General features: G+C 59.7%; 18 protein-coding genes, 2 tRNA genes and 2 pseudogenes. 12 read left to right on the top strand and 10 right to left on the bottom strand.

Features of this window, described 5'->3' with window-relative positions:
• The first annotated feature begins 915 nt into the window (after window positions 1–915).
• Both D2E24_RS01705 and D2E24_RS01700 read left to right on the top strand, forming a co-directional pair.
• Complete coding sequence (locus tag D2E24_RS01705; protein ID WP_125967590.1) at window positions 916–2,976, top strand: hypothetical protein; 2,061 nt, start codon at window positions 916–918, stop codon at window positions 2,974–2,976.
• A 180-nt stretch (window positions 2,977–3,156) separates the two neighbouring features.
• A pseudogene (locus D2E24_RS01700) lies at window positions 3,157–4,432 on the top strand (IS3 family transposase); the annotation flags it as partial.
• 289 nt (window positions 4,433–4,721) lie between these two features.
• Here D2E24_RS01700 and D2E24_RS01695 read toward each other — a convergent pair.
• Window positions 4,722–6,947 (bottom strand): glycosyltransferase, encoded by a 2,226-nt coding sequence (locus D2E24_RS01695; RefSeq protein ID WP_125967588.1) that lies wholly within the window; start codon window positions 6,945–6,947, stop codon window positions 4,722–4,724.
• Between the two features lie 308 nt (window positions 6,948–7,255).
• Here D2E24_RS01695 and D2E24_RS01690 point away from each other — a divergent pair, with 308 nt between their 5' ends.
• The 4 genes and pseudogenes from D2E24_RS01690 to D2E24_RS01680 all read left to right on the top strand — a co-directional run.
• Complete coding sequence (locus D2E24_RS01690) at window positions 7,256–8,080, top strand: ABC transporter permease (protein ID WP_206430907.1); 825 nt, start codon at window positions 7,256–7,258, stop codon at window positions 8,078–8,080.
• Entirely contained in the window at window positions 8,077–9,453 is a 1,377-nt protein-coding gene (locus tag D2E24_RS01685) for an ABC transporter ATP-binding protein (RefSeq protein WP_241222796.1), read from the top strand. The genes D2E24_RS01690 and D2E24_RS01685 overlap by 4 nt, the downstream gene beginning before the upstream one ends.
• 296 nt (window positions 9,454–9,749) lie before the next feature.
• Window positions 9,750–9,950, top strand: a complete 201-nt coding sequence (locus D2E24_RS10775) for a hypothetical protein (RefSeq protein ID WP_420897462.1) — start codon at window positions 9,750–9,752, stop codon at window positions 9,948–9,950.
• Window positions 9,892–10,374, top strand: a pseudogene (locus D2E24_RS01680) (ABC transporter ATP-binding protein); the annotation flags it as partial. The gene D2E24_RS10775 and the pseudogene D2E24_RS01680, both read left to right, overlap by 59 nt.
• A gap of 91 nt (window positions 10,375–10,465) precedes the next feature.
• Here the strand turns inward: D2E24_RS01680 and D2E24_RS01675 are convergent.
• The 6 genes from D2E24_RS01675 to D2E24_RS01650 all read right to left on the bottom strand — a co-directional run bounded on the left by D2E24_RS01675 (window position 10,466) and on the right by D2E24_RS01650 (window position 18,079).
• The gene (locus tag D2E24_RS01675) at window positions 10,466–12,595 is read right to left on the bottom strand and encodes a glycosyltransferase (RefSeq protein ID WP_241222795.1); all 2,130 of its coding nucleotides are present in this window, start codon (window positions 12,593–12,595) and stop codon (window positions 10,466–10,468) included.
• Between the two features lie 72 nt (window positions 12,596–12,667).
• Window positions 12,668–14,989 carry an LTA synthase family protein gene (locus D2E24_RS01670; RefSeq protein WP_164520960.1) on the bottom strand — a complete coding sequence of 774 codons (2,322 nt, stop codon included), beginning with the start codon at window positions 14,987–14,989 and terminating at the stop codon, window positions 12,668–12,670.
• A 593-nt stretch (window positions 14,990–15,582) separates the two neighbouring features.
• Complete coding sequence (locus D2E24_RS01665) at window positions 15,583–16,584, bottom strand: winged helix-turn-helix transcriptional regulator (RefSeq protein ID WP_164520951.1); 1,002 nt, start codon at window positions 16,582–16,584, stop codon at window positions 15,583–15,585.
• 15 nt (window positions 16,585–16,599) lie between these two features.
• Entirely contained in the window at window positions 16,600–17,139 is a 540-nt protein-coding gene (locus D2E24_RS01660; RefSeq protein ID WP_125967584.1) for an AlbA family DNA-binding domain-containing protein, read from the bottom strand.
• Between the two features lie 122 nt (window positions 17,140–17,261).
• Window positions 17,262–17,349, bottom strand: a tRNA-Ser gene (locus D2E24_RS01655).
• Window positions 17,350–17,662: 313 nt separating this feature from the next.
• A complete protein-coding gene (locus tag D2E24_RS01650; RefSeq protein ID WP_125967583.1) occupies window positions 17,663–18,079 on the bottom strand; it encodes a glycerophosphodiester phosphodiesterase in 417 nt (138 codons plus the stop codon).
• Between the two features lie 512 nt (window positions 18,080–18,591).
• Here D2E24_RS01650 and D2E24_RS01645 point away from each other — a divergent pair.
• Window positions 18,592–19,233, top strand: coding sequence for a hypothetical protein (locus D2E24_RS01645; protein ID WP_125967582.1), 642 nt, complete (start codon window positions 18,592–18,594; stop codon window positions 19,231–19,233).
• Window positions 19,234–19,395: 162 nt separating this feature from the next.
• On the opposite strand, the gene rlmH is transcribed toward D2E24_RS01645, so the two are convergent.
• From rlmH to D2E24_RS01630, 3 genes are all read right to left on the bottom strand, one after another.
• Window positions 19,396–19,875, bottom strand: coding sequence for a 23S rRNA (pseudouridine(1915)-N(3))-methyltransferase RlmH (gene rlmH, locus D2E24_RS01640; protein ID WP_125967581.1), 480 nt, complete (start codon window positions 19,873–19,875; stop codon window positions 19,396–19,398).
• A 33-nt stretch (window positions 19,876–19,908) separates the two neighbouring features.
• A complete protein-coding gene (gene glf, locus D2E24_RS01635) occupies window positions 19,909–21,087 on the bottom strand; it encodes a UDP-galactopyranose mutase (RefSeq protein ID WP_125967580.1) in 1,179 nt (392 codons plus the stop codon).
• A 186-nt stretch (window positions 21,088–21,273) separates the two neighbouring features.
• Window positions 21,274–22,287 (bottom strand): ribose-phosphate diphosphokinase, encoded by a 1,014-nt coding sequence (locus D2E24_RS01630; protein WP_125967579.1) that lies wholly within the window; start codon window positions 22,285–22,287, stop codon window positions 21,274–21,276.
• A 222-nt stretch (window positions 22,288–22,509) separates the two neighbouring features.
• On the opposite strand from D2E24_RS01630, the gene rpsF reads away from it, so the two are divergent.
• The 5 genes from rpsF to D2E24_RS01605 all read left to right on the top strand — a co-directional run bounded on the left by rpsF (window position 22,510) and on the right by D2E24_RS01605 (window position 25,092).
• Entirely contained in the window at window positions 22,510–22,806 is a 297-nt protein-coding gene (gene rpsF, locus D2E24_RS01625) for a 30S ribosomal protein S6 (protein WP_125967578.1), read from the top strand.
• Window positions 22,807–22,886: 80 nt separating this feature from the next.
• Window positions 22,887–23,528, top strand: a complete 642-nt coding sequence (locus D2E24_RS01620; RefSeq protein ID WP_125967577.1) for a single-stranded DNA-binding protein — start codon at window positions 22,887–22,889, stop codon at window positions 23,526–23,528.
• 107 nt (window positions 23,529–23,635) lie between these two features.
• Entirely contained in the window at window positions 23,636–23,884 is a 249-nt protein-coding gene (gene rpsR, locus D2E24_RS01615; RefSeq protein WP_125967576.1) for a 30S ribosomal protein S18, read from the top strand.
• A 19-nt stretch (window positions 23,885–23,903) separates the two neighbouring features.
• Window positions 23,904–24,350, top strand: a complete 447-nt coding sequence (gene rplI, locus D2E24_RS01610; RefSeq protein WP_125967575.1) for a 50S ribosomal protein L9 — start codon at window positions 23,904–23,906, stop codon at window positions 24,348–24,350.
• A gap of 668 nt (window positions 24,351–25,018) precedes the next feature.
• Window positions 25,019–25,092: transfer RNA gene (locus tag D2E24_RS01605), tRNA-Lys, on the top strand.
• Window positions 25,093–25,164: the final 72 nt, after the last annotated feature.

The raw sequence follows: 25,164 nt of genomic DNA, 5'->3' as shown, positions 1-25,164 counted from the left end.
TTCTGGCTTTTATGGCATCGTCGCAGACTTTGGGCCGCCTCTCTTCTGTTCTCGGAGTTGGTGATTTTACATGAGTCCATATGAGTTAGCCGCTTGGATTTTGCACGTCTGTCCCTCACTTCCTCGGTTGTCGATGATTCCGCCTCTGAAAGGAGCCTATCTCCAAGCTTTGTGCGGGTTCCGAGCTCTTCCGGTTTTGGCGCGTAGGGTCCGTACGGTTTCATTCGGTGTGTGAAAGAAAGAGGCTCTTCGGGTGCGTGCGTGGGGTGTGAATCACTGGCTGGGTTACTGGTTATTGGCTTCCGGCGAGTTGGAGATTGAACCCGCTTCATTTGGGCATGACCAGACCCGATGAGATTGTCGAGATTGCAGTACCCGTAGCCCATACTGATGGTAGTCTTGACTCTGTCGCTCGCGGCCTCCAGACGGACGTTGGGCAGGCCTCTACGTATGGCACGCAGCATGTCGGAGTGGTGTTGTGCGATTTTCTCGACGAGCGAGACGAATCTCGGGCTGCCCGAGAGAAACGGTTCAATCCCCACTGACGTAACAGGAGTGTGGTCTCGTCCATGTCCTGTCGAAAGATTATGCGCAGGCGTTCCTTGAACTTGCACGTCTATCAGAGGGGTCGTTTGCACGTCTATCAGAGGGGGTCGTTGGTGTTCTCAATGCTTTTGAGCGTCACGCGTTAGGCGGAGGTCGGAGCTCGATCCATTCTTTAACATCGCTCATCTGACTTCTTTGATTCTGTCGTAAAATTTCCGAGTAAAAGCCTTTCATCGGAATTATGACGTCTTTGCAAACTGGTAATATTAGGCCAATTGAAAGATGGACTGCTTTGAGAAAGATTATTGTTTGATGAAACATATGAATAGAAATAATATCCTTCGATGGTTCGCCCTTATCATCCTCATTATGATTGCTGAAACATTTGTTTTTAATCTTGCTTATTGGCGCACGACATCCCATGACGAAGTTAGTGTCGGCAGTATGGTTGTTGGATCTGGGCTGAAAAAAAATGGAAACAATTCTTTTGAAATCAATAATTCCGATGATGCATTCGTGGAAATCCCTATCAATAAGAATGACGGAGTGTATCCAAGACTAGAGACCATTAGAATTTCCTCTTCGGAGATGACGGAGGAAGAAAAGGCCGATTACTCAGTCTTTGTGTTTAAAGGTGGTAGGTGGGAGAGCGCGGCGCAGGGTGTTTGGTATGATCCCTCTTCCGAAGTGCTCTCGTACTCCTCATCTTCCGTTACGCAATATGCCATGCTTCCAGGAGTTGCTACAAGTTCCACAAGAGTATATTTCAAAGGAAAAGTCGGAGAGCGTGTCTCTTTCGACGACATTAAGTATAATGCAACGATTCCATTCACTATTAGTTTTGCTCGAATCTTTATAATGCTAGCTATTGGGGCTTTTGTGATATATTTCCGCCCTAAATCTCCACTGTATCATATTCTCTTTGATTGGTCTGATAATAGGCAAAAAATTTCTCTTAGTGCTTTAGCTGTTCTGTCGTGTATCGTGTTTATTCTTCTGTGTGGTTTTGTGCGCTCTGATGAACCGAGTTTTAATCCGACGTTCAATCACTGGATCGATCCGAACCAGTACCAGCATTTGGCGGATGCTTTCTTGAGCGGGCATTTATATCTGGATTTGCCAGTGGATCCACAGCTTGCGCACATGGCGAATCCTTACGATTTCACTGCACGTTACACCTTTGGTTCGGAGAACGCTCCCGTGTTCTGGGACTACGCCTTCTTCAATGGCAAGTATTACACGTACTTTGGTGCGCTTCCCGCTCTGCTGATGTTCGTTCCATTCAAGGCACTCACCGGACAGTGGATGCCTACATCTCTGGCCATCATAATCATGGGTGTCATTTCGATTATCCTGTTGATTGCCTTGGCAGCGAGTATCGCCAAACGGTACTTTGCGAACACTGCGTCCTGGGGCATGGTATTACTGATGTCGGTCTTCGCTCCGCTGGCGGTGAATCTTGCCTATTTTGGCTATATGACCGACTTCTACAGTGTGCCGATCATCTCCTCGCTGGCGTTCACGGCCGGTGCGCTGCTGCTCTGGATTCATTCTCGCAAGCGGTCCGGCGAATTGTCTTCGGTACGCATCTTCCTGGGATCATTGCTCATGGCATGCAACCTCGGATGTCGCCCACAGTTCATGATTGCATGTCTGCTGGCATTCCCGTTGTTCTGGAAGGAAATCACAGTTACTCGAGAACTGTTCTCCAAGAAGGGACTCGTGTGTACTATTTGCGCCTTTGTACCCTTCTTCATGGCCACCACGCCATGGATGTGGTACAACTACGCCCGTTTTGGGTCTCTGCTGGATTTCGGTGCGAACTACAACCTGACCGGATTCAATATGACTGAAGTCCGTCCTTCTTGGTTTGAGATTCCGGCGATGTGGCTTATGCAGCTGTTCCAGCCGACATCGGTCGGCGGTGTGTTCCCGTTCGTGCAGGCGGTCAACAACTCGTTGCCTTCCCCGAATGAGCCGGGCCTTGGTGGCTACTTCATGATTGTACCCATGGCTCTGATCGGTTTGCTGTTCTTCGCGTTCCGTAAGACGATGAAAAAGGCGCACGTATATGGACTTGCGTGGGTGCTTGCCATTGCCATTGTCGTGGTTTCCGTGGTGGACGTCTCCGGTGCCGGCATCACCAACCGCTACCACGGTGATTTCGCATGGCTGGCCGCACTATTGGCCATGCTGACCATCTTCTCGATTGAATCCACTTTTGCGGTTCTTGAACGGGGGGGCTGCGATTGCACGCAATTGAAGGCTGCATTTCTCGTTCTGCTGGTCGTGTTCACTCTGTTCACCGTGTTCATTTACGGGTTTGGAGCCTTTTCGACTGGGCGTTACAACGCATTGATTGATATGAATCCCGACTTGTATCTCACCGTCAAGTCGTGGTTCATGGGATTCTACGCTGGACAAGCGTAAATGGAGGTACATGGCTGAGATGCTGTATAAACACATATCCCCAGCATGGCTGGGACGTGTTTACTCTAATCAGTCGTGTGCGCGATAATCGGCGCATGGGCACGCTAAGATATGACATCGCACAGTGATATGATCTGGTTTTTGTTCCGTGTTTTACCTCATTGATGGGAGACTAGGAACATGACCGGAAAGACTCGTTATACGAAGGAGTTCCAGGCGAAGGCGCTCAGGCTCTTGGAGGAGTCGCGTGCGAATCATTCGTCGGAGACGAAAGCCGTGGCCTCGGTCGCGCAGAGTCTGGGCATTTCGCCCGAGACGTTGCGCCGGTGGAGGAACAAGGCCGATCGGACGGCCGCCGCGCAGTGCGCGACCGGTGCGGAGGAGGCGGCCGCGGAGTTGAAGCGTCTCAGGGCGGAGGTCGCGCAACTGCGCAGGGCGAACGAGATATTGACGACGGCGTCGGCTTTTTTCGCGGCCAGGCTCGACCCGACACGGCGTTGAAGGCGGCGTATATCGACGCGTACCGGGGTCGTTTCGGGGTCGGGCCGATCTGCAGGGTCCTGTCGGGCGCGTTGGATTGCGGGTTTTTGACCGAGCGTGGCTACCGCATGTTCAAACGCCGCCCGCCCAGCCGTATGACGGCGCGGCACGAGGCGCTGGCACGTGACATCCTCATGATCAGGGAGGACGAGTTCATGCGCGTGTACGGGTACAGGAAGGTCTGGCACCAGCTCGTCCGTCAGGGCTGGGATCCGAAGGAGATCGGCAGGGACCAGGTCGCCCGGATCATGCGCATGCTCGGCGTGCAGGGCGTGCGCGGCGGCCGCAGGCCGGTCACCACCATCCCCGCCAAGGGCAGGGGCGGCAGGCTGGACCTGGTGGAGCGCAAGTTCGCCGCGTCGGCGCCGAACCGTCTGCACGTGGCCGACATCACCTATGTGAGGCTGGCGGACGGTTCGTTCGCGTACGTCGCGTTCGTCACCGACGCGTTCGCGCGTCGGATCGTGGGCTGGGCGGTCGCCGGGACGATGAGGACCGAGGACCTGCCGTTGCAGGCGTTGGACCAGGCCGTCATGTGGGCGCGCCGCCATGGAGGTGCGGGCGGGTGCGTGCACCATTCCGATCATGGATCGCAGTACATCAGTCTGGTGTACTCCGCGCACGTGGCGGACGCGGGCATGCTCCCGTCGACCGGCACGGTCGGTGACTCGTACGACAACGCGCTGGCCGAGCGGACGAACAACTCGTACAAGCGCGAGCTGGTCTGGGTCAACAAGCCGTACCGGACGGTCGACGAGCTGGAATACGCGACGATGCGGTGGGTGTCGTGGTACAACTCGAAGCGCCTGCACGCCTCGCTGGGATACAGGACGCCACAGGACGTGGAGAACGAGTATTATCGACAGCAGACGACACAAGCCGTCTCATAGCAGAGACGGAACAAAAACCAGGCCACTTCAGGTTTTGGGAGAAACAGGCATGTTTCACCTCACTGCTATCGAACTACTGCACTGCCTGTCGGTTGGTGAGCGCTTTCGGGGCTCTCCAACCGAGGTCTTCTATCATACAGTGTCTGTGTAGCGGGGAAGTCAGGGAGGCATGACAGGGTGGATAATGAGAGGAGGCGACCCTTGTGGGGCGCCTCCTTGGGGATCGTCTTTTCGGGTGGTACCTCATCCGTCTGGCGTTGCCGGACACCTTCCCCTTGCAGGGAGTGGCGGTGCGGAGCCGATGCCGGGTGAAGTTCAGCCCCGCTTGAGGAGGTGGGCTTTCTCCTGCGCCGTGGCCACAAGACTCGACGGAGCGAAGCGCTTCATCGTGTTCACCGCGTTTTCACCAATGCGGAATCGTGCGGAACGATGGATGTCCTCCAGCGCCTTGTCTCTCCAAAAGATGCCGTCCTCGTCGCCAAGCGCACGCTCTTCCAGCCACAGGTCCAGCGTGCGCTTGCCGCCGAACGTGATTTTCTGGAAATTATTGAACGCGTCGGTGTCATAGAAGTACATCGCACCGTGCTTGTCGATATCCAGAATGGCGGCCACCTTGTCAAGGTAGGTGTCCAGGAACTCGGTGATGCGCTCCGGCATGTAGCGGGTCTGCAAGCCGAACATGAAACTGCTCAGCAACATGTTCAGGTAGCCCTTCTCGAACGTCTCGTACACGCCGCGCTCGTGGAGCACCTTGCCCACGGCCAGCACGGACTCGATATCCATATCCGGCTCGGAGGTGTAAGGGATGATTTTCTCGAGCGACAGCCAGAACGCGCCGCCCACCTGCTTGCGCTGGATGTCGCGGATTTCCCAGTCGGTCTTGAGGTCAAGGAACACCAGCGACTCGGTGGCGAGCAGTGCCTGGGCGCCCAGACCAAGCAGATTGTCAGTAATGTCGTGTTCGTTGGCCTTGAAGTCATGGTTCTTCAGGAACGCGGTGTTGTACACCTTGTGCCACGAGTAGTCGCGGTTCACTGCCATCACCAGTTCAGGAATATCGGTCGCGGCGAATGGGCCGTAGATCGGTCCTCGCTTGTTCTCCGGCGCATCCATGTAGGACTCGGAGGCGCCATAGCCCTTGTCGATCAGCTTCTCGATCAGGTAGTCGCAGTGGATGTTGCCGATGTCGAACAACGCGATGTCGGAACCGGTTCGGCGGGCACCAGCCAGGGCCGCACGCAGCGTCTTCTCTCCGATTACGAAGTGCGATGGAATGAACATAGTGTACGTGCCGCGAACAGCGTTGAGCGCCGCGTCCACTAGTTCAGTCATGGTGGCGTCGGACGGCAGCTCTTTCACGGTGAAGCGCTTGTCCCTGACTTCGAACTGACGGGCCACGGTCACGGTGCTGTCCTGGGAGCCGGCGTCCACGATTACGAACTCGCATGGCAGGTTCTTGAACTTGGAATATGCCTCGAACGCATCCACAATCCAAGAGCGGGAGTTCTTGGTGAGTAGTACGATCGATAGCTCCGGAGCCGCCGGACGCTCGTGTGGGTGAATCTCGTAGGATTCGCCCATGAAGTCAAGGTAGTAGTCCACGAACTCGGGGCGTAGGCGGCCGAGCATGAGCAGGACCTCCTTGCGATTCATGGAATCGAAGACCTCGCGGATGAGACTGCGAATCTCCTCGTCCTTGTCGTCGAAGCCGAACTCGCCGATTACGGAGGTGATATAGTCGAACTCGCGAGAATAGAACGCATGTTTCACGTCATCGGAGATGTCCTGCGTATCGAGGAATGCGCGCATCTCACGCAGACGGTCGAACGGCATACGGTAGTCCTTGAGCAGTGAGGACGCACCTGGGTTGGTTTGACGATAGTAGTAGTACTTGCCGGGCAACCAGGAGATGCGGTCGGCGAGTACCATCGTCTGCGCGAAGAACGGGTTATCGGTCCAGCCAGCACCGGGAATCGGTTTGAAGCGAATGGTCATACCGGCCTTGTTGTCACCGTTGAGGAAGGCCTTGCGGTAGATGGCGGACCAGATGGACGGGTGGTGGTAGAACGGCTCAGCGAACTCGTTGAGCGTGAACTCAGTGCGACGCTGCGGCATCATGTTCGACAGGTTCGGGGCGAGCAGAGCGTCCTTGTAGCCGTCGTGGCCGTCGTAGAACAGCCAGTAGGAGCCCTTGATGATGTCGACCGTGCCCTGTGTGGATGAGACGCTGCTCAGCAGACGGGCGTACATGTTCGGGTCGATGAAATCATCGGGCTCGATGATGCTGATCCATTCGCCCTGCGCCATTTCGAGCCCACGGTTGCAGGTGGCACCATAGCCTTCGTTCTTCTTGTCGATGACCTTGAACCGGTCATCCTTGGCGGCGAAGGACTTCATGATGTCCAGTGAGCCGTCCTTGCTGCCATCGGAGAACATCAGGCATTCCCAGTCTCTGAACGTCTGCACTCGGATAGATTCAAGACACTGCGTCAGGTAGGTTTCGACATTATAAATCGGAACGATAATCGAAATTTTGGGCATACCTTTGATAATACCGTGATAAGGGGAACATAAACAAGATGCGGCCATGGGCTTGGGGAATATGAGGTTTGTTCCGGGGCGTCGAACCGTGCGCCGAAAAAGCCCGTATGCCGCCCGGGGCGTCACAGATGGTGCACAAAAAACAGCGATACCCGGATGTGGAGTTGGACTTACAGCGGCGAGGAATGGGTATCGTCGGGTTGAGTACCGCTTTTCGGGACCCATGCGCAGACCATGTGGCCATCAAAACGTCTTGCACCTGTTGTTATAGCGGCTCGCTGATACGATAGGACGCTGTGAAGACAGTGATGAAACGAATTCAGGGCCGGTACAGCTATGCGCTGATTGTGCTGCGGGGACTGGTCAAGACTGATTTCAAATTACGATACCAAGGCTCATTCCTCGGCGTGGCTTGGTCAGTGCTCAAGCCGCTGATGTTGTTCGCAATGATGTACATGGTGTTCGGCAAGTTCCTGCGCATGACCGACGGAACTCCCACATACCCCGTGGTGCTGCTACTCGGCATCTGCTCGTGGAACTTCGTGGCGGAAGCCACCTCCATCGGTTTGCACGCTATCGTCGACCGCGGTGATTTGCTACGTAAGATTCACTTCCCGAACTACATCGTCGTGGTGTCGGCCACCTGTGGATCCATGATCAGCCTCGCCATCAACTATGTGGTGGTGCTGATTTTCGCGCTCTTCAATCATGTGCATTTCACGTGGCGTGTGCTGCTGCTGCCGCTGAACGTGCTTCAGTTGTGGGCGCTCGCGCTTGGCATGGCGCTGATCTTCAGCACCATGTACGCCTACTACCGTGATATCGCGCACATCTGGGAGGTGTTGCAGCAGCTCATCTTCTATGGCATGCCGATTATCTACCCGCTGAGCTACGTAATCGATAAGGGCGGTTTTTACGCGGAGGTGGCCCGATTCGAGCTGCTGAACCCGATCGCGCAGACCATTCAGGACATTCGTCATAACTTCATCGCGCCGGAGACCCAGCCGACCGTATGGAATCAGTTTGATCATTGGTGGGTACCGGCGATCCCGCTGGCTCTGACGGTGATTCTGCTGTGGGTCGGCGTGTATGTATTCCGTGTGAACAGCCGCAAGTTCGCGGAGGTGATGTGATGAGCGAGAAGAAGATGACCGATAACTATACAGTCCCCGAAAGCAGGCAGGAACTGAAGTCGATCAAGACCCCGTTCGTCGACGCCCCCGTAGTTCTCTCCGTGAATCACGTCGGCAAGTCCTTCAAGTTGCCCACCGAGCAGGCCACTGGACTTAAGCAGGCGTTCATCAACTGGACTAAGGGCATCAAGGGCTACAAGACCCAGGAAGTGCTCAAGGACATCGACTTCCAAGTGCATCAGGGTGAGTTCTTCGGCATCGTTGGTCGTAACGGCGGCGGCAAGTCCACGCTGCTGAAAATCATTTCGCAGATTTACTACCCGAACAAGGGCAGTGTGAGCGTGAGAGGCAAGCTCGTGCCGTTCATCGAACTTGGCGTGGGCTTCAACCCCGAGCTTACGGGCCGTGAGAACGTATACCTCAACGGCTGCCTGCTGGGATTCACCACCGAAGAGATCGACGCGATGTACGACGACATCGTCGAATTCGCTGAGCTCGAGGACTTCATGGACCAGAAGCTCAAGAACTACTCGTCCGGTATGCAGGTGCGACTTGCGTTCTCCGTTGCCATCAAGGCCCAGGGCGATATCCTCGTGCTCGATGAGGTGCTCGCCGTGGGTGATGAGGCGTTCCAGCGCAAATGCGACGACTTCTTCACCGAAGTGAAGAAGGACCCCACCAAGACTGTCATCCTCGTGACGCACGATATGGGTTCCGTGAAGAAGTACTGTACGAACGCCATCATGATCCAGGACGGCGAGATTGTGGCTCGCGGCAATACCGAATCCGTCGCCGACCGCTATACGTTGGCCAACATCGAGGCTGAGAAGAAGAAGGGAGAGAAGGCCTCGGCCAAGGTGCGAGAGCAGGGCATCTACCCGAACGGTCTGAGCGAGCACTGCCCGATTCTGCGCACCTACGCCGAGTCCGGTGCCGTGTGCAAGAGTTCCGATACGTTCCGTTTTGCTGTCGAATACCAGTACGATGAGCCGGGTGACTTCTATCTGGCAATCGCGCTCCACGACATTCGTCGTGGCGGCATCACGTTCGACACTGGTGCCAAGACGTTCAAGATGAAGGAACACGGTCATCATACCGTGCACTTCGAGATGCCTCTCAACCTGTTCAACAACGGTGAGTTTCGTCTGTTCACATCGTTGCGCACGCCCAGCCCTACTAACCCGGATACCACTGACATGGTGGCCGTGGCGGTCGACGAACGCGCATGCACGTTCGTGATTCGTGATCCCCGCAATTGGGATTATGCGTTGATTAACAACCGTTCGCTGCAGATTGAACACGTGGGTGACGACGTGGAAGTCATCGGCAAGGTGGCGCAGATCGGAGGGGGAACGAAAACCGAAGGAAAGTGATAGCAATAGCTGCTTCCGAATCCGACTTCGCATCATCCTGTATCTGGGAGACGGGTCCACATCGTCTATCTCACGCGCGGCGCCAATTTGACGATGTCGCTGTATGCGATTGACTGAGGACGTAGCATCTTTCCGAGACAATGCTCGACTCGCGCATCGTCTCGGAAAGATGCTGGAATGCAGGCAGATGAACCAGTCCGAGTTAGCGTCTCGTGCGCAGATCGGTGGCGGGATTCGGCACGGCCGGCGGCGCGCGCACCGACTCGTTCACCGTCACCTCGCGCGACGAGATTTACATGATGGCCGTTCAGCGTACCTCGCCGTGCATGCTCTCAACGTGTTTTCCCTCCAATTATTGGCGCTTCTGGACGCGCGTCGACTCCGTGCGATTCGTCATCACGATGAGCGGTATCAGCCGTGTGCTGCTGTGTCAATCCAAACGAACGCTGCCCGCTGCTGCGCACCTATGCGGTGTCCAAGCCGATGCTGACCAGTGATGACGTGTTCGAATTCGCCGTGGAATACCAGTACGATGAGCCAGGCGACTTCTACCTGGCGATTTCGATGAACGACATCCGCCGCGGAGGCATCACCTACGACACCGGCGCCAAGGTGTTCAAGATGAAGCGGCATGGCCACCACACCGTGCACTTCCAAGTGCCGCTCGACCTGTTCAACAGCGGTGAGTTCCGCCTGTTCACCTCGCTACGCACGCCTAGCGCAACAAATCCCGACTTCACGGACATGGTCGCCGTCGCGACCGGCGACAACGCATGCAGCTTCGTCATTCGGAACGACAAGGGCGACCCATACGCGCTGCTGAACCACGATCATATCCGCATCGCCCCAGCACCGCAGGAGACGGACGTGGAGGTCGAGACGTTCTCCGATACGTTCAGCGAGTTCTTCCATAAGCAGTGACAGGGGAGCTTGCAAGACGCCATATGACATGGGGGCGGTGCAGTCCAAAATGACTGCACCGCCCCCATGTCATATGCGGCCGTCGGCCGTATCAGTCCTCGGAGAAGATGCGACGCCAGACGGCGAATCCGGCGAGATCGTACTCGCGGTATTGGCGTGACAGCCGCGGGAACGCCTTCAGGAACCGCCACGACAGGTGAAGCCCCTCGCGGATGCCGCGGCGGAACCGACGGTCGTCACGCTTGAGCCAGCTCACGGCATCGCCGTCCGGCGTCGTGACCAGCGCGGAATCGATGCCGACGAACGACTTCCAGAACGCATCCTTCGCCGGAATCGCCACGTCCGGACGCGTGACCTTGCGAGAATCGGTGCGACCGCACAATTCCCGGAGGATGGCGGTGCCGCCGCTGTGGACAAGGCGCCGCCCCGGCACAGGGCGGGACGACGGTGAGACGAACTCCGACGCCGGCTCCGGGAAGTCTTCGAGGTCCCGGGACGTCTTGGAATCCTCGAAACGGCTTCGCTCCTGCCTGACCTCGGCAAGCTTGCCGGGCATCGACGACACGATGTAATCAGGGCCGCGCAGGATATCCTCCAAGCCCTTATGGCGGAGCCGGATGGCGGAATACAGGAAGCGGAGTCCGGCGTTGCAGTCGCCGTACAGCATCTCGAACATCATGCGACGTGTGGGAGCCGGGCAGTGCAGCAACGCGAAGATCCAGCGGTTGCGCTGGAAGAAGTACTCCTCCCACGTACGGGCCGGATCCTTGTCATGCCAGGCCTGATGCCAGACGGCCACACCCGGCAGACAGACGGTCGGGAATCCGTGCTCCTTGGCCCTGATGCAGTATTCCGTATCATCGAACTTGATGAACACCGGCAGGCTCAGACCGATACGCCGGATGACGGACACCGGAATCAGACACATCCACCAGCCGTTGTAATCCGCATCGATGCGCTGATGCCGTTCCGGTGACTCCCGCAGAGGATTCGCGGCGAAATCATGGTTGTACTCCAAGCCGAGCGAGGACTTCATCCACACGGAATGCGGATCGAGCCGCTCGCCCTGCGTGTACAGCACGGTACGGTTGTCGAGATGGAACATGCCGCCGCCTACAAGCGTGGGACGAACCGTGTAGTCAGCGAACTGAAGGGCTCGCAGCACGGCCTCGGGCTCGGTGATCGCGTCATCGTCATGCAGCAGGACGAAATCGCTGCGTCCTGCGTCGACGGATTCCAGCATGCCGCGTGAATAACCGCCCGAACCGCCGAGATTACGCTGGCGTAGATACGTTAGCTGGGTGCCGAGATCTCCGGCGACTTCGGCGTACCCCTGCTGGTCGGACACGTGGTCGTTGCCCTGATCGACACAGTAGATGGTGTCGAGACGCTCGCGGAGCGTCGCATCCGCTGCGATGTCCCGCAGCAGGTTCAGACAGTAGGAGGGACGGTTGAACGTGGTGATTGCGATGGACAGCGTGCTCTTCGGCTTGCCGGATGCGATGAACTGCTTGTCGGAAAGCGGAACCTGCCATTCGACGGCATCGACGACAAGAGTGGAATCCGCCGAGTCATTGGAGACATCGAACCAGAGGTATCCGCCGTCGATGAGATTCGTCAGCGGAATGACTGCCTCGACCGTCTGCGGGAGCTTCCCGTCTCCAGTCAGCGGAATCCGTGTGACAGGTGTATATAGTCCGCGACCGGTGGATTTGACGATTGTGACCGTGCCGGTGCCGGTGAACTCTCCGCGGAACCGCACCTGATCGACTCGGGTCCAACGACGCCAATACGCGGCGGGGAACGCGTTGAAGAACGTGCAGAACGACAGCTGCGATTGCGGTGCGACGGCTATGGCACGACGCCTCAGTATCTCGCCATGAACGGCGGCAGACGCCCCCTGCGCCGCCGATCCGACGGCCTGTGATGCGATGCGGCGGAATGCGGTGCGGTTCATCGACTGGAAGTCCACGGTCTTCGCATCGAGATGCGAATTGAGCACGGTGTCGTTCAGACGTGTCGGCTGCCAATTCGTCACATACAACGGCAAGGTCAGGTTCTGATCCTTTACGGGGAGGACGACCCGGTTCACGGTCTCCCAGTCTTTGATGGTCGCGGTGTTCGGCATGGGCACTATTATACAAACGGCTTCTTGCTGTGCCCTGGTGCGTTCCGGCTCTTTCCCGGACATTCGGCCAGGAAAGAGAGAGGATGCATTCACGGACCCATTGGTATGCAAGGCCTCCAGATGAGGAGCACGATCTGCGAGGCCATCGGTGTTCCCATCGCACAATCAGTGCGTGACCAGGAAGTCGGTGTCCTGAAGATAGTTCTTCCCGGCGGTCAGATCGTACTGCACCAGCCGGTAATCCTCCATCAACTGCTTGGCTTCCTCTGACATCGCGTCGTATTCCAATGGGGTGCCGTTCGCATCCAGATACGTGGCGCTGCCATTACCCCAGTTCGCATTGCCTGAAATCAGCCGGGTCATCGCCGGGACTGCAGCGGACACTTCGGAGAGCATCTCCAGATACGGCGACACCTTCGCGCCCATATGCTCGCTCGCCAACGCCATGAAGAAATTCGACGACGTGTAATTCGCTGCGGTACCAAGCTTGACCCCCGACGAAGTGGACGCCTGATTCGACCAGATGAAATAGTCCGTCTCGTGCAACACCAGACTGTTGTTCTGGTCGGCGCTCGCCGTGGTGTACGAGCTGGGCAGGTGATCGCCGTAGAAGATGACCGTGATCGGTTCATCCATCTGATTAAGCTGCGCCAGAAAATCAGCGGTCGCCTGATCGGTGATGCTGATGCCCTTGGCATAGGTGTCGATTTGGAACCGTTCATCATCGCCGAGCTGTGATATGTCGGCATACTCCCAGAACTGGTTGTCGGCATACCATCCGTTGTATGGAAGATGGTTCTGCATGGTGACGAGTTGCACGAACCGATGCTCGCTTCCATGCTGTTGCAGTTCGTCAAGCACACTCTGATATGCGGCGGCATCGGAGACATATCCGGAATTATCCACCCGATCCTGATGCGCAATCTGAGGATCGCTATCCAACGTGTAGAACTTGCTGAATCCGAACTTCTTGTAATCGGTGTCGCGCAGGTACATGTTCTTCTGGTACGGATGGAACGCCACCGAAGCCTCGTCCCCGTACCGTTCGTTCCACAGCTGGTTGAACGAGAACGGATTCTTCTGCAATGGGACGAGTTCCTGATACGGGGATTGCAGGGAATCATGGAACAGGGCGAGATTCATGCCGGTCAACGCCTGATATTCGATGTTCGCCGTGCCGCCTCCCAATCCGGAGGAGAGCATGAGCCCCGATGTCGTCTGCTCCTTGATCGCGCGAATGTTCGGCATGGGGTCTTCCAGCAGTTCGATGCCCGGCACGCGGGTCGGATCGGAGAACGTCTCCGACAACACCATGATGACCGTGCTGTCGGTCAGCTCGTTCGCACGATCCTCATTGGTCCGGTCCGCCGATTTCGCATAGCGTTCCGCCAGTTCGAGCATGGTCTCCTTGCTGTAATCCTCGGGCTTGTCCATCGTCTTCGAATGTGACAGACGCAGGAAGTTCATCGCGGGACCGTTGTTGCGGGAATCCTCGAACGCGTTCCACAGCACCGGCGCGTCGTTCCACTTCTTGGCTAGATCATACGACCATGTTCCCGCAATGCTCAGATTCCACGTGAACGACACCAGCACCGCCACGCTCGTCGCGAGGGCGGCGATGCGCATGCAGTTGAATCCGATGGTCTTCCGGTCGCGCAGCGGCCGCCACCAGTGGAACGGAATCACGCAACGACGTCCGTCGAGGATCTGCAGGATGACGCACAGGACCGTCACCACGATGATCATGCGGATGGCGTTCGTCACCAGCGCCAAGTCGTTCTCCGGAATGAACGACGCGATCTCGCCGCCGTTGCCGCTCGACAGGAAGTTCAGGTCGGCGGGGATGATCGGCTCGCTGCGCAGCTCCACCTTGATGCGGTTCGCGACCGCGAACGCGGACATCACCGCAAAGAACACGGCCGTCGCCACCCAGAACCGGTTGGTAAGGAACACGACCACCAGATAGATCATCGCCAGCGCCAGGAAGTTGAGCAGGAACGTCATATGGTGTTCCAGCCACATCTGGCTGACGAACTTCGTCAGCTGGCCGGCCATGCTGTTCATGATGCGCGTCGTCGCGTCGACCGCATCCGGATCGTCGTATGTCGGCTCGCTGTAGACGCTCCACTGCAAGGCCAGGACGGCGAACGCGTCGGCCATCACGAACACGATCGCATAGCTCGCATACGAGAACCGCATGCGCTTCTTCCACAACCGCCACAGCATCCCGAAGAACGACGCGACCAGCTGCACCGGCTTCGAGCGGATTACCCTGTCGACCGTATGCTTCGCCGCGGCCAGGGCGGACTTGATGCGGGGGAGGAGCGGCCGGTCTGCGGCCCGTGCCGCGGTTCCGTCTACAGTCAGGGATTCTGTGGTGGCGTCCGTCGTCATGCCGGCTGACGTACCGGCTGACGTGTCGCCGTGCTCGGCCACATCCGCAGTCGTAGCCGGCGATGTCGCGGTTGTGATGTTGTCGGCCGACATCGCCGCATCGTCGGTCACGGCGGATTCGATGATCGTGACCGGAATCCGGGAACGATAGTGCACGCCCACATGCGAGGGGATATGCACGACGCCATGATGGTCGGCTGGGAACGACCGACGGCGACGCCTCGCCGACGCGGTCGCGCGGCGACGCATGCGCAGCGTCCTGCGGCGTCGCTTCGGTCGCGCCGTCGATGCATTGTCCGTGGTCTGCGGATGTTCCTCCGCCGTGTCTTCGTCGGAAGCACCCGTACCGGCGCGCGTATCGGAAAAGCCGTCCCGTTGCGTCATTACACCCATCCGTGAACTCGAAAAACCTACGATGATGTCGTGCGATTGCTGGCCGTCCAACGAATCACGCTGACATATCGTAGCCGAACGTGGGGAATAGTTCACCCATCGTACTTGCTTCGTTCATCATCCGGTCGGTTGCGCACGGGACGGCGCCGGTGAAGCCGGGCGGCAAACGAAAAGGCTTCCGTCGCCGGAAGCCTTGATGGCGGAGGATACGAGACACCGGTCTTTACAGTGCCTGCGCCATACTCCCTGTTGGTTTTTACGTTTTGTCAGACTTGCGAGCCCAATCATCGTACTTATTCGACGTGCTTTGACGGAGGGAGGATGCACCATGAGCCGCGTCTGCTGGATCCCTGACGCTCGATGAATTTAGCGTTGCGCAATGCTCGGAATGTTCGTTTCACCGTGGACTCGGAAATCTTGAGTATTGCCGCTGCCTGCCGGTAGGTGATTGCCGGATTCTCGTGAATGAGTCGTAGCAACATGTACTCTCGTGTTGCGAAGTCGTCTACGGTTTCAAGGTCATTATTAGGGTCATTTGGGTCAATATTCGGGTTATCAGGGTCATTATTGACCCACGCATCAGTTTTATTTACAGTCTCATCCGGGTTGTTCCCCTGCTCATTCGGGTCATGTCCGGTCTCCTCATGAGCAGTCATACCATCTTGGGGGAGGTTGCCCTCCACCCAGCGTACGGGGACGAACGCCTCGAACACGTCGCCGTCGTCGAGCATGGGGTCCTTGCCGGAATAGGGCTTCGAGTACTTGTACAGATTGCGCATGCCGCTGCCGAGTTCGTCAGCCAGACCGATATTGCGGAAGAACTTCGCGATGAACGGGTTCTTGGACACCGGTTTGAAACTGGTAATGGCGAGTTGTCCCTGGAAGATGGCTTTGGACGCGTTCTCCGTGTGGATGCCGTCATTGAGGATGAGGAATTTTGCAGGGTACGGACTGACGAATTCGCGGTGGATTATCAAATTCGAGACCAGCTCGCGGATGATGATGTCACGGGGGCTGACGGTCTGGTCTCCTTCCAGCATGAACCGGTCGGGCAGGTATCGTTTCGCGAACTCGGAGATCTGCGCTTGCGCCTCGATCAGATTCGTGGTCACGATGAGTCGGTCATCGTAGCGATCCAGATTCTCGCGGCGCACAATCACGTCGGTCCTATAGGCGGACGCGATGCGCGAGATGACCTCGTCCTTGCCGAGCAGCATCACGGCAGCAAGGTTAAACCCTTCCTCGCCGGTGTCGTAGTTCACGCCGTACAGGTCGGCGCTGCGCATCAGCTCCATGTCATCCATTTCGGCCTACGGGTGGCCGGGTGTCTTCAACGTGGCCATCTTGCGCACGCGCGGCAACAGGTCGAACCTGAAATCGGATGGTGTGAGGTACCGGTACACGCGCTGTTCGCTGAAATGGTTCTGCTTGCGGATGTGCATCTGTGCGATTTGCGCTTCGCTGGTGATGCGGCGGTCCACATCGGCCACCCGATCGTAGATCACATGCTTGAAACTGACGACGGTGGGGCCGGCGGGGACCCATATGCGGATCACAAGCCTGCCGTCGTATTCGATACGTTCGGTCTCGATGGCCGGCGCGACGTTGAACAGTTTGGGATTGCCGACCACGTTTACGAGATTACGTTCGATGGCTATGGCCTGTGAACGATTGACGCCTTCGACGGTGCCGTCATCGAGCACACCAAGGTAGATCGAACCGCCGAACCGGTTGTTGAAGGAGCATACCGTTTCGAACACATCCGCCTCGGGCTGGACTCCGCAGCGCTTGAACTCGATGGAGACGCCTTCTCCTTGACCAAGTATGGATTCCAGTTCCGTTGCATTCATGTCTTCCCCTTGCCGGCCGTGTGACAACCAGTGTATCGGATGCGGTCGCACCTTTCGGGGTGACCTGACTCCAGTGTCGCTGTCGGGAAAACGAAAAAGGCTTCCGTCGCCGGAAGCCTTGGTGGCGGAGGATACGAGATTCGAACTCGTGAGGCTGTTACACCAACACGCTTTCCAAGCGTGCGCCATAGACCACTAGGCGAATCCTCCATTCGTGTTGCTTCTGCGTGAACGCTTCAGCACACAATTAGAAAAGAATAGCGGCAGTCATCGCATATGCCAAATCGGCGTGTGTTTCGGGCGTGTCGCGATGGTTGTCGGGTGGTTGTCGGGTGGTTGCTGGGCGGATTCGGGCATGTGACGGCCGGCTGTCCTAGGGTCCGGCGGGCTGCTATCGCGTCGACATGCGGTGGGGATCGGGGCGCCGGGTGTGCCGTCGGCGCCATTGACGACGGCACACCCGACGCGTGGGTTTTCCGGGGTGGGGCGGATGGCCGCCCGCCCCACCCCCGGACCGGTCCGATCAGTAGTTGTTGGAGCCGGGGCCCTCGAAGCGGATGGTGAAGCCGCGCTCGTAGTGCAGGTACATGTTGGCGCCGTAGCGGTCGACGTCGCGGTGGGTGAAGAGCATGCGGATCGCGAACGCGGTCTGGACGTCGGTCGGCAGGTTCTTGAACGCCTGATGGGCGTCCCAGTGCGGCGGGGCGATGGCCTGGTCCGGCACGTACGCGTAGCCGTAGCCGTCCTCGTTGACGTAGCCCATGAAGGGCAGGTCCCAGGCGTTGTGGTCGGTGAGCGCCTGCTTGAAGTCCTCGACGGCGGCCAGCGCCTCGTCGCCGATGCCGAATTCGCGGGCGACCTTGTTCGCTGCGGCGGTCTTCGCATCGGCGTCCTCGCCGAACATCGCGGTGTTGACGGTGATGACCTTGTTGTCTGCCATGACTGTTCCTTATGGTCGTGCGCCGGTGACGGCGCGATGGGTCGGGTGGCGTGTTCCCTCGCCGGATGGCGGGTCGCGGGGGCCCTCGGTTCCGGTGTGCGGATCCGAAATCGCACATGACTGTGTGTGTTCTCACACCGTCATGTCGTGCCGATATTCGGAGGATTGCCTTGTCCTGTTTGGTGACGGGGATAACGCTATCACGGTTTTGATGTGCGAAAATCCTTGTGAATGTGCGCTTTCTATCGTTGGAGGAGCTGACTGTCGCCGTAATGTCCCAATGAAATCAATTGCGCGGGTGCAATGTTCGCTGGTGACAAAAACGAACATCAGTCATGTTCGTTTTGCTGTCCGACTCGGCGTGTCGCGGCTTGCCTCAGCCCGCATCCTCGCAAAACCGCCCCGGGTGTGCGGAGGTTGCGTATGAAACGCCGTGTCGGCGCCAACTTCGGGAGACGTGGCGATAGCCTCGTACAAGGTGTTGAGACGAGTCTCACTGCGAGGGAGATGATATGGCCGAAGCCGAGGAACCGTCCGATGATGCGGACGCCATGATGGCGACCTGCCCGATCGTCGTCTCCCCATTCGACGTCGACCCCGACGACACCGTCGTCGCCGGGAACCCGTTCGTCGGAGCGTCCGACGTCGCCGAGATGGCCGGTCTATCCGGATCGGCGGCGTTGGCCGGCCTGGCCGCCGCGACCGCGTCGGCGACGATGGAGGACCCCGCCGGAGCATCCGGAAACACCGCAGACGGGGGAGCCGCGTCCGGCGACGGCCTGCGATCGCGCACCACGATCCCCGTCCCCCCGCCCAGCTTCTTCCCCAGCAATACGGGGCGCATCCGACCGATCACCGGGCCCGTCGTACGGGTCGCCGCATCGCCGGCCGCGTCGGCATCGCCGGCCGACGAGGACGTCGACACCGGCGAACGCGTGCGCGTGGAGCGCTCGTCGCGCGTCATCCACGTCAATCACGCGGCGACTGCGGCCGCACACGACGGCAATCCGCCGACGCTGGGCGCGATGCCGGCGGTCGCATCGACCGTGATCACCGCCGCTTCGCCGATGGCCGCGGCCGGCACCGTGCATGTGACGCCGGCTCCGCGCATGCGATGGTCGTCGCAGTACCGCGTCCTGCATCCCGACGACTGACTGCCGAACGTAACCGATTCAGCGGTCGGAGGACAGCCGGACGGCACCCAGTCGGAACGCCGCGGCCCGTTGCGCCGCGTCGACATACGACGGCGGTCGACGCGACATGTCGTCGCGTCGACCGCCGTATCGGGGACGGTCATCCCGCCCGTTGCGCCGCGCCTACTTGTGGTACGGCTCGCCCGCGTTGATCTTGTACGCGCGGTAGAGCTGCTCGAGCAGAATGACGCGCATCAGCTGATGCGGGAATGTCATCCTGGAGAAGCTCAGCTTGAAGTCGGCGCGTCGCAGAATCGCATCGTCCAGACCGATCGACCCGCCGATGACGAGCTGGATATGGCTCACGCCGCGCACGCCCAGTTCGTCGATGCGCGCGGCGAGGCCCTCCGAGGAGAGCATCGCGCCGTCAATCGCCAATGCGATGACGTACGCGCCGTCGCGCAGGTGTTTGGCGATGCGCTCGCCCTCCTTGGCGCGGATCTGACGCTCCACGCCTTCGGAGGCGTGGTCGGGCGTCTTCTCGTCGGCGACCTCGATGACGTTGAGACGGCAGTAGCGTCCCATCCGCTTCGAATATTCGGCGATGGCGTCGCGCAGGTAGGCCTCCTTGACCTTGCCTACGGCGATGATGTCGATCTGCATGGCGTGCGTCGTCCTTCTACGGGCTGTGCGGCGTCAGTCGGCGATGAGCGGGAGGACCTGCTCGTCGAAGGCGGTCAGGGCCGTGTCGATGACGTTGTGCATGTCGTAGTACTTGTATGTGCCCAGACGTCCGCCGAACACGGTCTTCGGTTCGGCGGCGGCCAGCTCGGCGTAGCGTTCGTACAGCGCCTTGTCGGCCTCGGTGTTGATCGGATAGTACGGTTCGTCGCCGCGCTCGGCGAAGCGGCTGTACTCCTCCCACACCACGGTCCTCTCGTGATTCTGCTGCTCGCGGCGTTCCGGGTTGAAGTTCTTGAACTCGATGGCGCGCGTGTACGGCACGTCGGCGTCGGAGAAGTTCATGACCGGGCAGCCGAAGTGGTCGTCCTCGTCGTAGCGGACCTCCTTGAAGTCGACGGTGCGCCACTTGAGATCGCCCAGCGCATAGTCGAAGTAGCGGTCGATCGGGCCGGTGTAGACGACCGGCACGCCGGCGGCCTGCAGCGCGGCCTTGTTGAACGGCTGCGACTCGTCGAAGAAGTCGACGCCGAGCGACACCTCGATGCGCGGGTCGGCGACCATGCGCTCCATCCACGCGGTGTAGCCGTCCTTGGGCAGGCCCTCCCACGTGTCCTTGAAGTAGCGGTTGTCGTAGTTGTAGCGCACCGGCAGACGCTTGATGATGTCGGCCGGCAGGTCGGCCGGGTCGGTCTGCCACTGCTTGGCGGTGTAGTTCTTGATGAACGCCTCGTACAGCGGGCGGCCGATCAGCTGGATGCCCTTGTCGTTGAGGTTCTGCGGGTCGGTGCCGGCCAGCTCGCCGGCCTGCTCCTCGATGAGCGCCTTGGCCTCGGCGGGCGTGTAGTGGGCGCGGAAGAACTGGTTGATCGTGCCCAGGTTGGTCGGCAGCGGGTACACCTCGCCGTCGTGCGTGGCGTAGACGCGGTGCACGTAGTCGGTGAACTCGGTGAAGCGGTTGACGTACTCCCACACACGCGCGTTGGACGTGTGGAACAGGTGCGCGCCGTACTTGTGGATCTCGGCGCCGGTCTCCTCGTCGAAGTACGAGTACGCGTTGCCTCCGATATGGTCGCGGATGTCGATGACGCGCACGCTCGCGCCGCATCGCTCCGCCGCCTGCTGGGCGACCGTCAGGCCGAACAGGCCGGCGCCCACCACCACCAGATCCGGATACTGCATTGCTTCCGCCATGGTGAAACCTTTCATTGGGGATGTGCTGTTTCCGCCTGACAGTCTAGCGCACGAGCCGGAAGGTGACCTGGGTGCGGGCGGCATCGAGCGGCACGGGCCAGGCGCCCCGCCGTCCCGGAAATGCGAACGGCCGGCGTCGACGATGCGTTCGTCGGCACCGGCCGTTCGGACCGGAAGTCGGATGAATCAGGCGTAGATGTTGCGCGGACGCATGTCCGACGGCAGTCCTTCAAGCAGGTTCGTGAAGGAGCTGGATTCGAACACGGAGCGGATGCCGGCGGCCAGCAGCGGCGCGATCGACAGGACCGTCATGTTCGGCAGACGCTTCTCCTCGGGCACCGGCACGGTGTCGGTGACGATGATCTCGCGCGCGCCGCAGTCGCGCAGACGCTCGATCGCCGGGCCGGACAGCAGGCCGTGGGTCGCGACGAGCGTGACGGACGCGGCGCCGGCGTTGCGCAGCGTCCGCACCGCCTCGCAGATCGTGCCGGCGGTGTCGATCATGTCGTCGACGACGATGCAGTCACGGCCGTCGACCTCGCCGATGATGCCGTGCGCGGTGGCGCAGTTCGGACGGGTCGTGTCGCGGGTCTTGTGGATGAACGCGAGCGGCAGGTTGCCGAGCTTGGCGGCCCAGCGCTCGGAGACCTTGATGCGGCCGGCGTCGGGGGAGACGACGGTGGCGTTCTCCAGCGGCAGCGTGCCGCGCACGTAGTCGAGCAGGACCGGCGTGGCGGTCAGATGGTCGACCGGGCCGTCGAAGAAGCCCTGCTCCTGGGCGGCGTGCAGGTCGACGGTCATCATGCGGTCGGCGCCGGCGGAACGGAACAGGTCGAAGATCAGACGGGAGGTGATGGGCTCGCGGCCCAGATGCTTCTTGTCCTGGCGCGAATAGCCGAGGAACGGGGCGACGACGGTGATGGAGCGGGCGGAGGCGCGCTTGAGCGCGTCGATCATCAGCAGCTGCTCCATGATCCACTTGTTGATCGATTCGGCGTGCGACTGCAGCACGAACACGTCGGCGCCGCGCACCGGCTCGGTGAACCGCACGTACATCTCGCCGTTGGCGAAGTCGTAGGCGGTGGTCTCCAGCACCTCCGTGCCGATGTACTTCGCCACTTCGGTGGCCAGTTCCGGGTATGCGCGGCCGGTCACCAGCGCGAGTCGCTTATCCGGGGTGCCTTCGAGAATCGCCGACATGTCAGGTGCGCCTTTCACTTTCGTCTCAAGCGGGTCTATATATGGGGTCAGTGGCCGCTAGGAAGCCGTAGTCCAATATAACAACGGCGCAGGATGCGGCGCGCCCGGCAAAGTCCGGCGCCCGGGATAGTCTGTACAGGTTGCCCGCCTCAGGACGGGCGACGCGTGAACACACTCCTGCCACGGAACGTCCGTGGCCGAATAGTCCGAAGGAGGTGGGTGATGTCTGCGCATAAGTACGAACTGATGTTCATTGCCGATCCCGAGCTGGATGAGCGCGGTCTGAAGAAGCTGACCGAGCAGTATCTGGAGCTCGTCACCAAGGAAGGTGGTTCCGTCGAGAACACCGATATCTGGGGACGCCGCAAGCTCGCTTACGAGATCGCCGGCAAGACCGAAGGCAACTACGTCGTGGTGAACTACACCTGCGAGCCCGCTACCAGCGATGAGCTCGACCGTGTGCTCAACCTCAACGAGTCCGTGATCCGTACGAAGATCCTTCGTAAGGACGCCAAGTAAGCTTCCCTCAGCGCAAGCTGAACCACGTAGGCACGTCACCGGCGCGGCAACGCCGGATAGGCATCCAGGAAGGTAACGTCATGGCAGGCGAAACGATTATCACCGTGGTCGGCAATCTCACCGCCGACCCCGAGCTGCGCACCACCGGTTCCGGCGCGAACGTCGCGAGCTTCACCATCGCTTCGACGCCGCGCAACTACAACCGCCAGACCGGCCAGTTCGAGGACGGTCAGGCGCTGTTCATGCGCTGCTCGGCATGGCGTGACCTGGCCGACCACTGCGCCCAGTCCCTGTCCAAGGGCATGCGCGTGATCGCGCAGGGCCGACTCCAGCAGCGCTCCTACCAGGCCCAGGACGGCTCCACCCGCACCGTGGTGGAGATGCAGGTCGACGAGATCGGCCCGTCCCTGCGCTACGCGACCGCCCAGGTCACCCGCACTTCCGGCGGCCAGGGCGGCTTCGCCGGCCGCAACGGCGGCTTCGGCGGCGCGCAGGGCGGCAACGGATTCGGCAACGCCGGCTATTCCGGCGGCGCCGGATACCAGGGCGGCTATCAGGGAGGCGCCGGCTACTCCGGTGGCGCTCCCGCGATGCAGCAGGCCCCCGTCCAGCAGCAGGCGCCCGCGGTCGACCCGTGGAGCACCCCCGACACCGGCAACGACGGATTCTCGACCTTCGGCGGCGGCACCGACTTCGGCGCCTCCGACGAGCCGGAGTTCTGAGCCGGGCCTACCCATCAGTCGACGTCATCGGCGCCGACGACGCGAGGCGGCGCAGGTGCGCCGCCCGCCTACGAAGCGAATAACCTAACGTTTTAAAGGAGAACATCATGTCCCGCAAGAGGCCGCAACCGCCGGTCAAGCCGTTCAAGAAGAAGCCGAATCCGCTGAAGGCCGCCAAGGTCACCGAGATCGATTACAAGGACGTCGCGCTGCTGCGCAAGTTCATCTCCGATCGCGGCAAGATCCGTTCCCGTCGTATCACCGGCGTGTCCGTGCAGGAGCAGCGCGAGATCTCGAAGGCGATCAAGAACGCCCGCGAGATGGCCCTGCTGCCGTACGCCACTTCCGGCCGCTGATTGAGAGAGGTAGAAGAACATGGCTAACACCAAGGTCATTCTCACCGCCACCGTCGCCAACCTCGGTCACTCCGGTGACGTCGTCGAGGTCAAGGCCGGCTACGCCCGCAACTACCTGGTCCCGCAGGGCCTGGCCTTCGCCTGGTCCAAGGGTGCCGCCGCCCAGATCGAGGCCATGAAGCGTGCCCGTCTGGCCAAGGCCGTCGCCACCCGCGAGGAGGCCGTCGCCGGCAAGGAGCTCATCGAGGGCTCCGTCGTCGAGATTGCCGCCAAGGTGTCCGAGTCCGGCAAGCTGTTCGGTGGCGTGTCCGCCGACAAGATCGCCCTCGCTCTGGCCGACAAGGTCTCCGTCAACCCGAAGAACATCGAGGTCGAGGCCATCAAGACCACCGGCGAGTTCCCGGTCAAGGTCACCCTGCACCCGGAGATCGTCGCGTCCTTCACCGTCAAGGTCGTCGCCGAGTGATCCGGCCCCGGCAGGCCGTCCTGTCATGACGCCGCTGTGGCGTCGGGCCGGACGATCGGCCGGACCATCCAGACTGAACCGCCCATAGGGCCGGTCTGAGCTTAAGCATCAACCCTCCTTCGCGGCACGCGCCGCAAGGAGGGTTTTTCATATCCGTACGCATCACATATGCGAATCCCGACGCCAATCAGGCCGCCATCGTCGCAATCGGTATGGACGGGTGAAATCACATGCGGATTGCGACGCTGACGGGGCCGTTTGCGTCGGGACCTGTATGGGGTGGACGTTCCGTATGCGGATTGCGACGCAAGGAGGGTTATTTCCGTCGTCGTCTGTGTGGGGACGGCGGTTCCCGTGCGGATTGCGACGCATAACGAATGACTTGCGTCGCAATCCGCCTAGCCGGACCGGCTGATGCACCGACGACGTGCATCAGGTGACGTGGAAATGGGGCGGATGAACGAACAGATGCTCCATATGCGTGAAGAAAATGTGAAGCATCGGAAATCGGGATGATGGGGATGCTTCCGAAGGGTGTCGGAGTGGTGGTATTGCGAATCTGAAAACCGTTGGAAATACAGGCGACACGCCGTGAGTTGCGCGTTGAGTAAATCTGAGTATATTTATCTCTCGTGCTCAGGCAGACAGCCAAGAGCGCGAAGACCAACGCCCCTTTAGCTCAGTTGGTTAGAGCAGCTGACTCTTAATCAGCGTGTCCAGGGTTCGAATCCCTGAGGGGGCACCCCAACGAAAGAACCCGCCACTACGGCGGGTTTTTTCGTATCGTGGCCAGATCGGCCGCAACCACCCAATC

It is taken from the genome of Bifidobacterium samirii (genome assembly GCF_003952945.1).
Lineage (GTDB): Bacteria > Actinomycetota > Actinomycetes > Actinomycetales > Bifidobacteriaceae > Bifidobacterium > Bifidobacterium samirii.
The sequence above is the reverse complement of the archived record's forward strand: the minus strand, read 5'-3'. Positions and strand labels throughout refer to the sequence as shown.

Coding starts and splice junctions, on each gene's coding strand:
- rplI (WP_125967575.1), top strand. CDS start 23,904: ATGGCTAACACCAAGGTCATTCTCACCGCCACCGTCGCCAACCTCGGT.
- D2E24_RS01695 (WP_125967588.1), bottom strand. CDS start 6,947: ATGCCCAAAATTTCGATTATCGTTCCGATTTATAATGTCGAAACCTAC.
- D2E24_RS01660 (WP_125967584.1), bottom strand. CDS start 17,139: ATGAATGCAACGGAACTGGAATCCATACTTGGTCAAGGAGAAGGCGTC.
- D2E24_RS01630 (WP_125967579.1), bottom strand. CDS start 22,287: ATGTCGGCGATTCTCGAAGGCACCCCGGATAAGCGACTCGCGCTGGTG.
- D2E24_RS01650 (WP_125967583.1), bottom strand. CDS start 18,079: ATGGCAGACAACAAGGTCATCACCGTCAACACCGCGATGTTCGGCGAG.
- D2E24_RS01670 (WP_164520960.1), bottom strand. CDS start 14,989: ATGTCGGCCGACAACATCACAACCGCGACATCGCCGGCTACGACTGCG.
- D2E24_RS01705 (WP_125967590.1), top strand. CDS start 916: ATGATTGCTGAAACATTTGTTTTTAATCTTGCTTATTGGCGCACGACA.
- glf (WP_125967580.1), bottom strand. CDS start 21,087: ATGGCGGAAGCAATGCAGTATCCGGATCTGGTGGTGGTGGGCGCCGGC.
- D2E24_RS01665 (WP_164520951.1), bottom strand. CDS start 16,584: ATGGAGCTGATGCGCAGCGCCGACCTGTACGGCGTGAACTACGACACC.
- D2E24_RS10775 (WP_420897462.1), top strand. CDS start 9,750: ATGATGGCCGTTCAGCGTACCTCGCCGTGCATGCTCTCAACGTGTTTT.
- D2E24_RS01645 (WP_125967582.1), top strand. CDS start 18,592: ATGGCCGAAGCCGAGGAACCGTCCGATGATGCGGACGCCATGATGGCG.
- D2E24_RS01690 (WP_206430907.1), top strand. CDS start 7,256: ATGAAACGAATTCAGGGCCGGTACAGCTATGCGCTGATTGTGCTGCGG.
- rpsR (WP_125967576.1), top strand. CDS start 23,636: ATGTCCCGCAAGAGGCCGCAACCGCCGGTCAAGCCGTTCAAGAAGAAG.
- rlmH (WP_125967581.1), bottom strand. CDS start 19,875: ATGCAGATCGACATCATCGCCGTAGGCAAGGTCAAGGAGGCCTACCTG.
- D2E24_RS01620 (WP_125967577.1), top strand. CDS start 22,887: ATGGCAGGCGAAACGATTATCACCGTGGTCGGCAATCTCACCGCCGAC.
- rpsF (WP_125967578.1), top strand. CDS start 22,510: ATGTCTGCGCATAAGTACGAACTGATGTTCATTGCCGATCCCGAGCTG.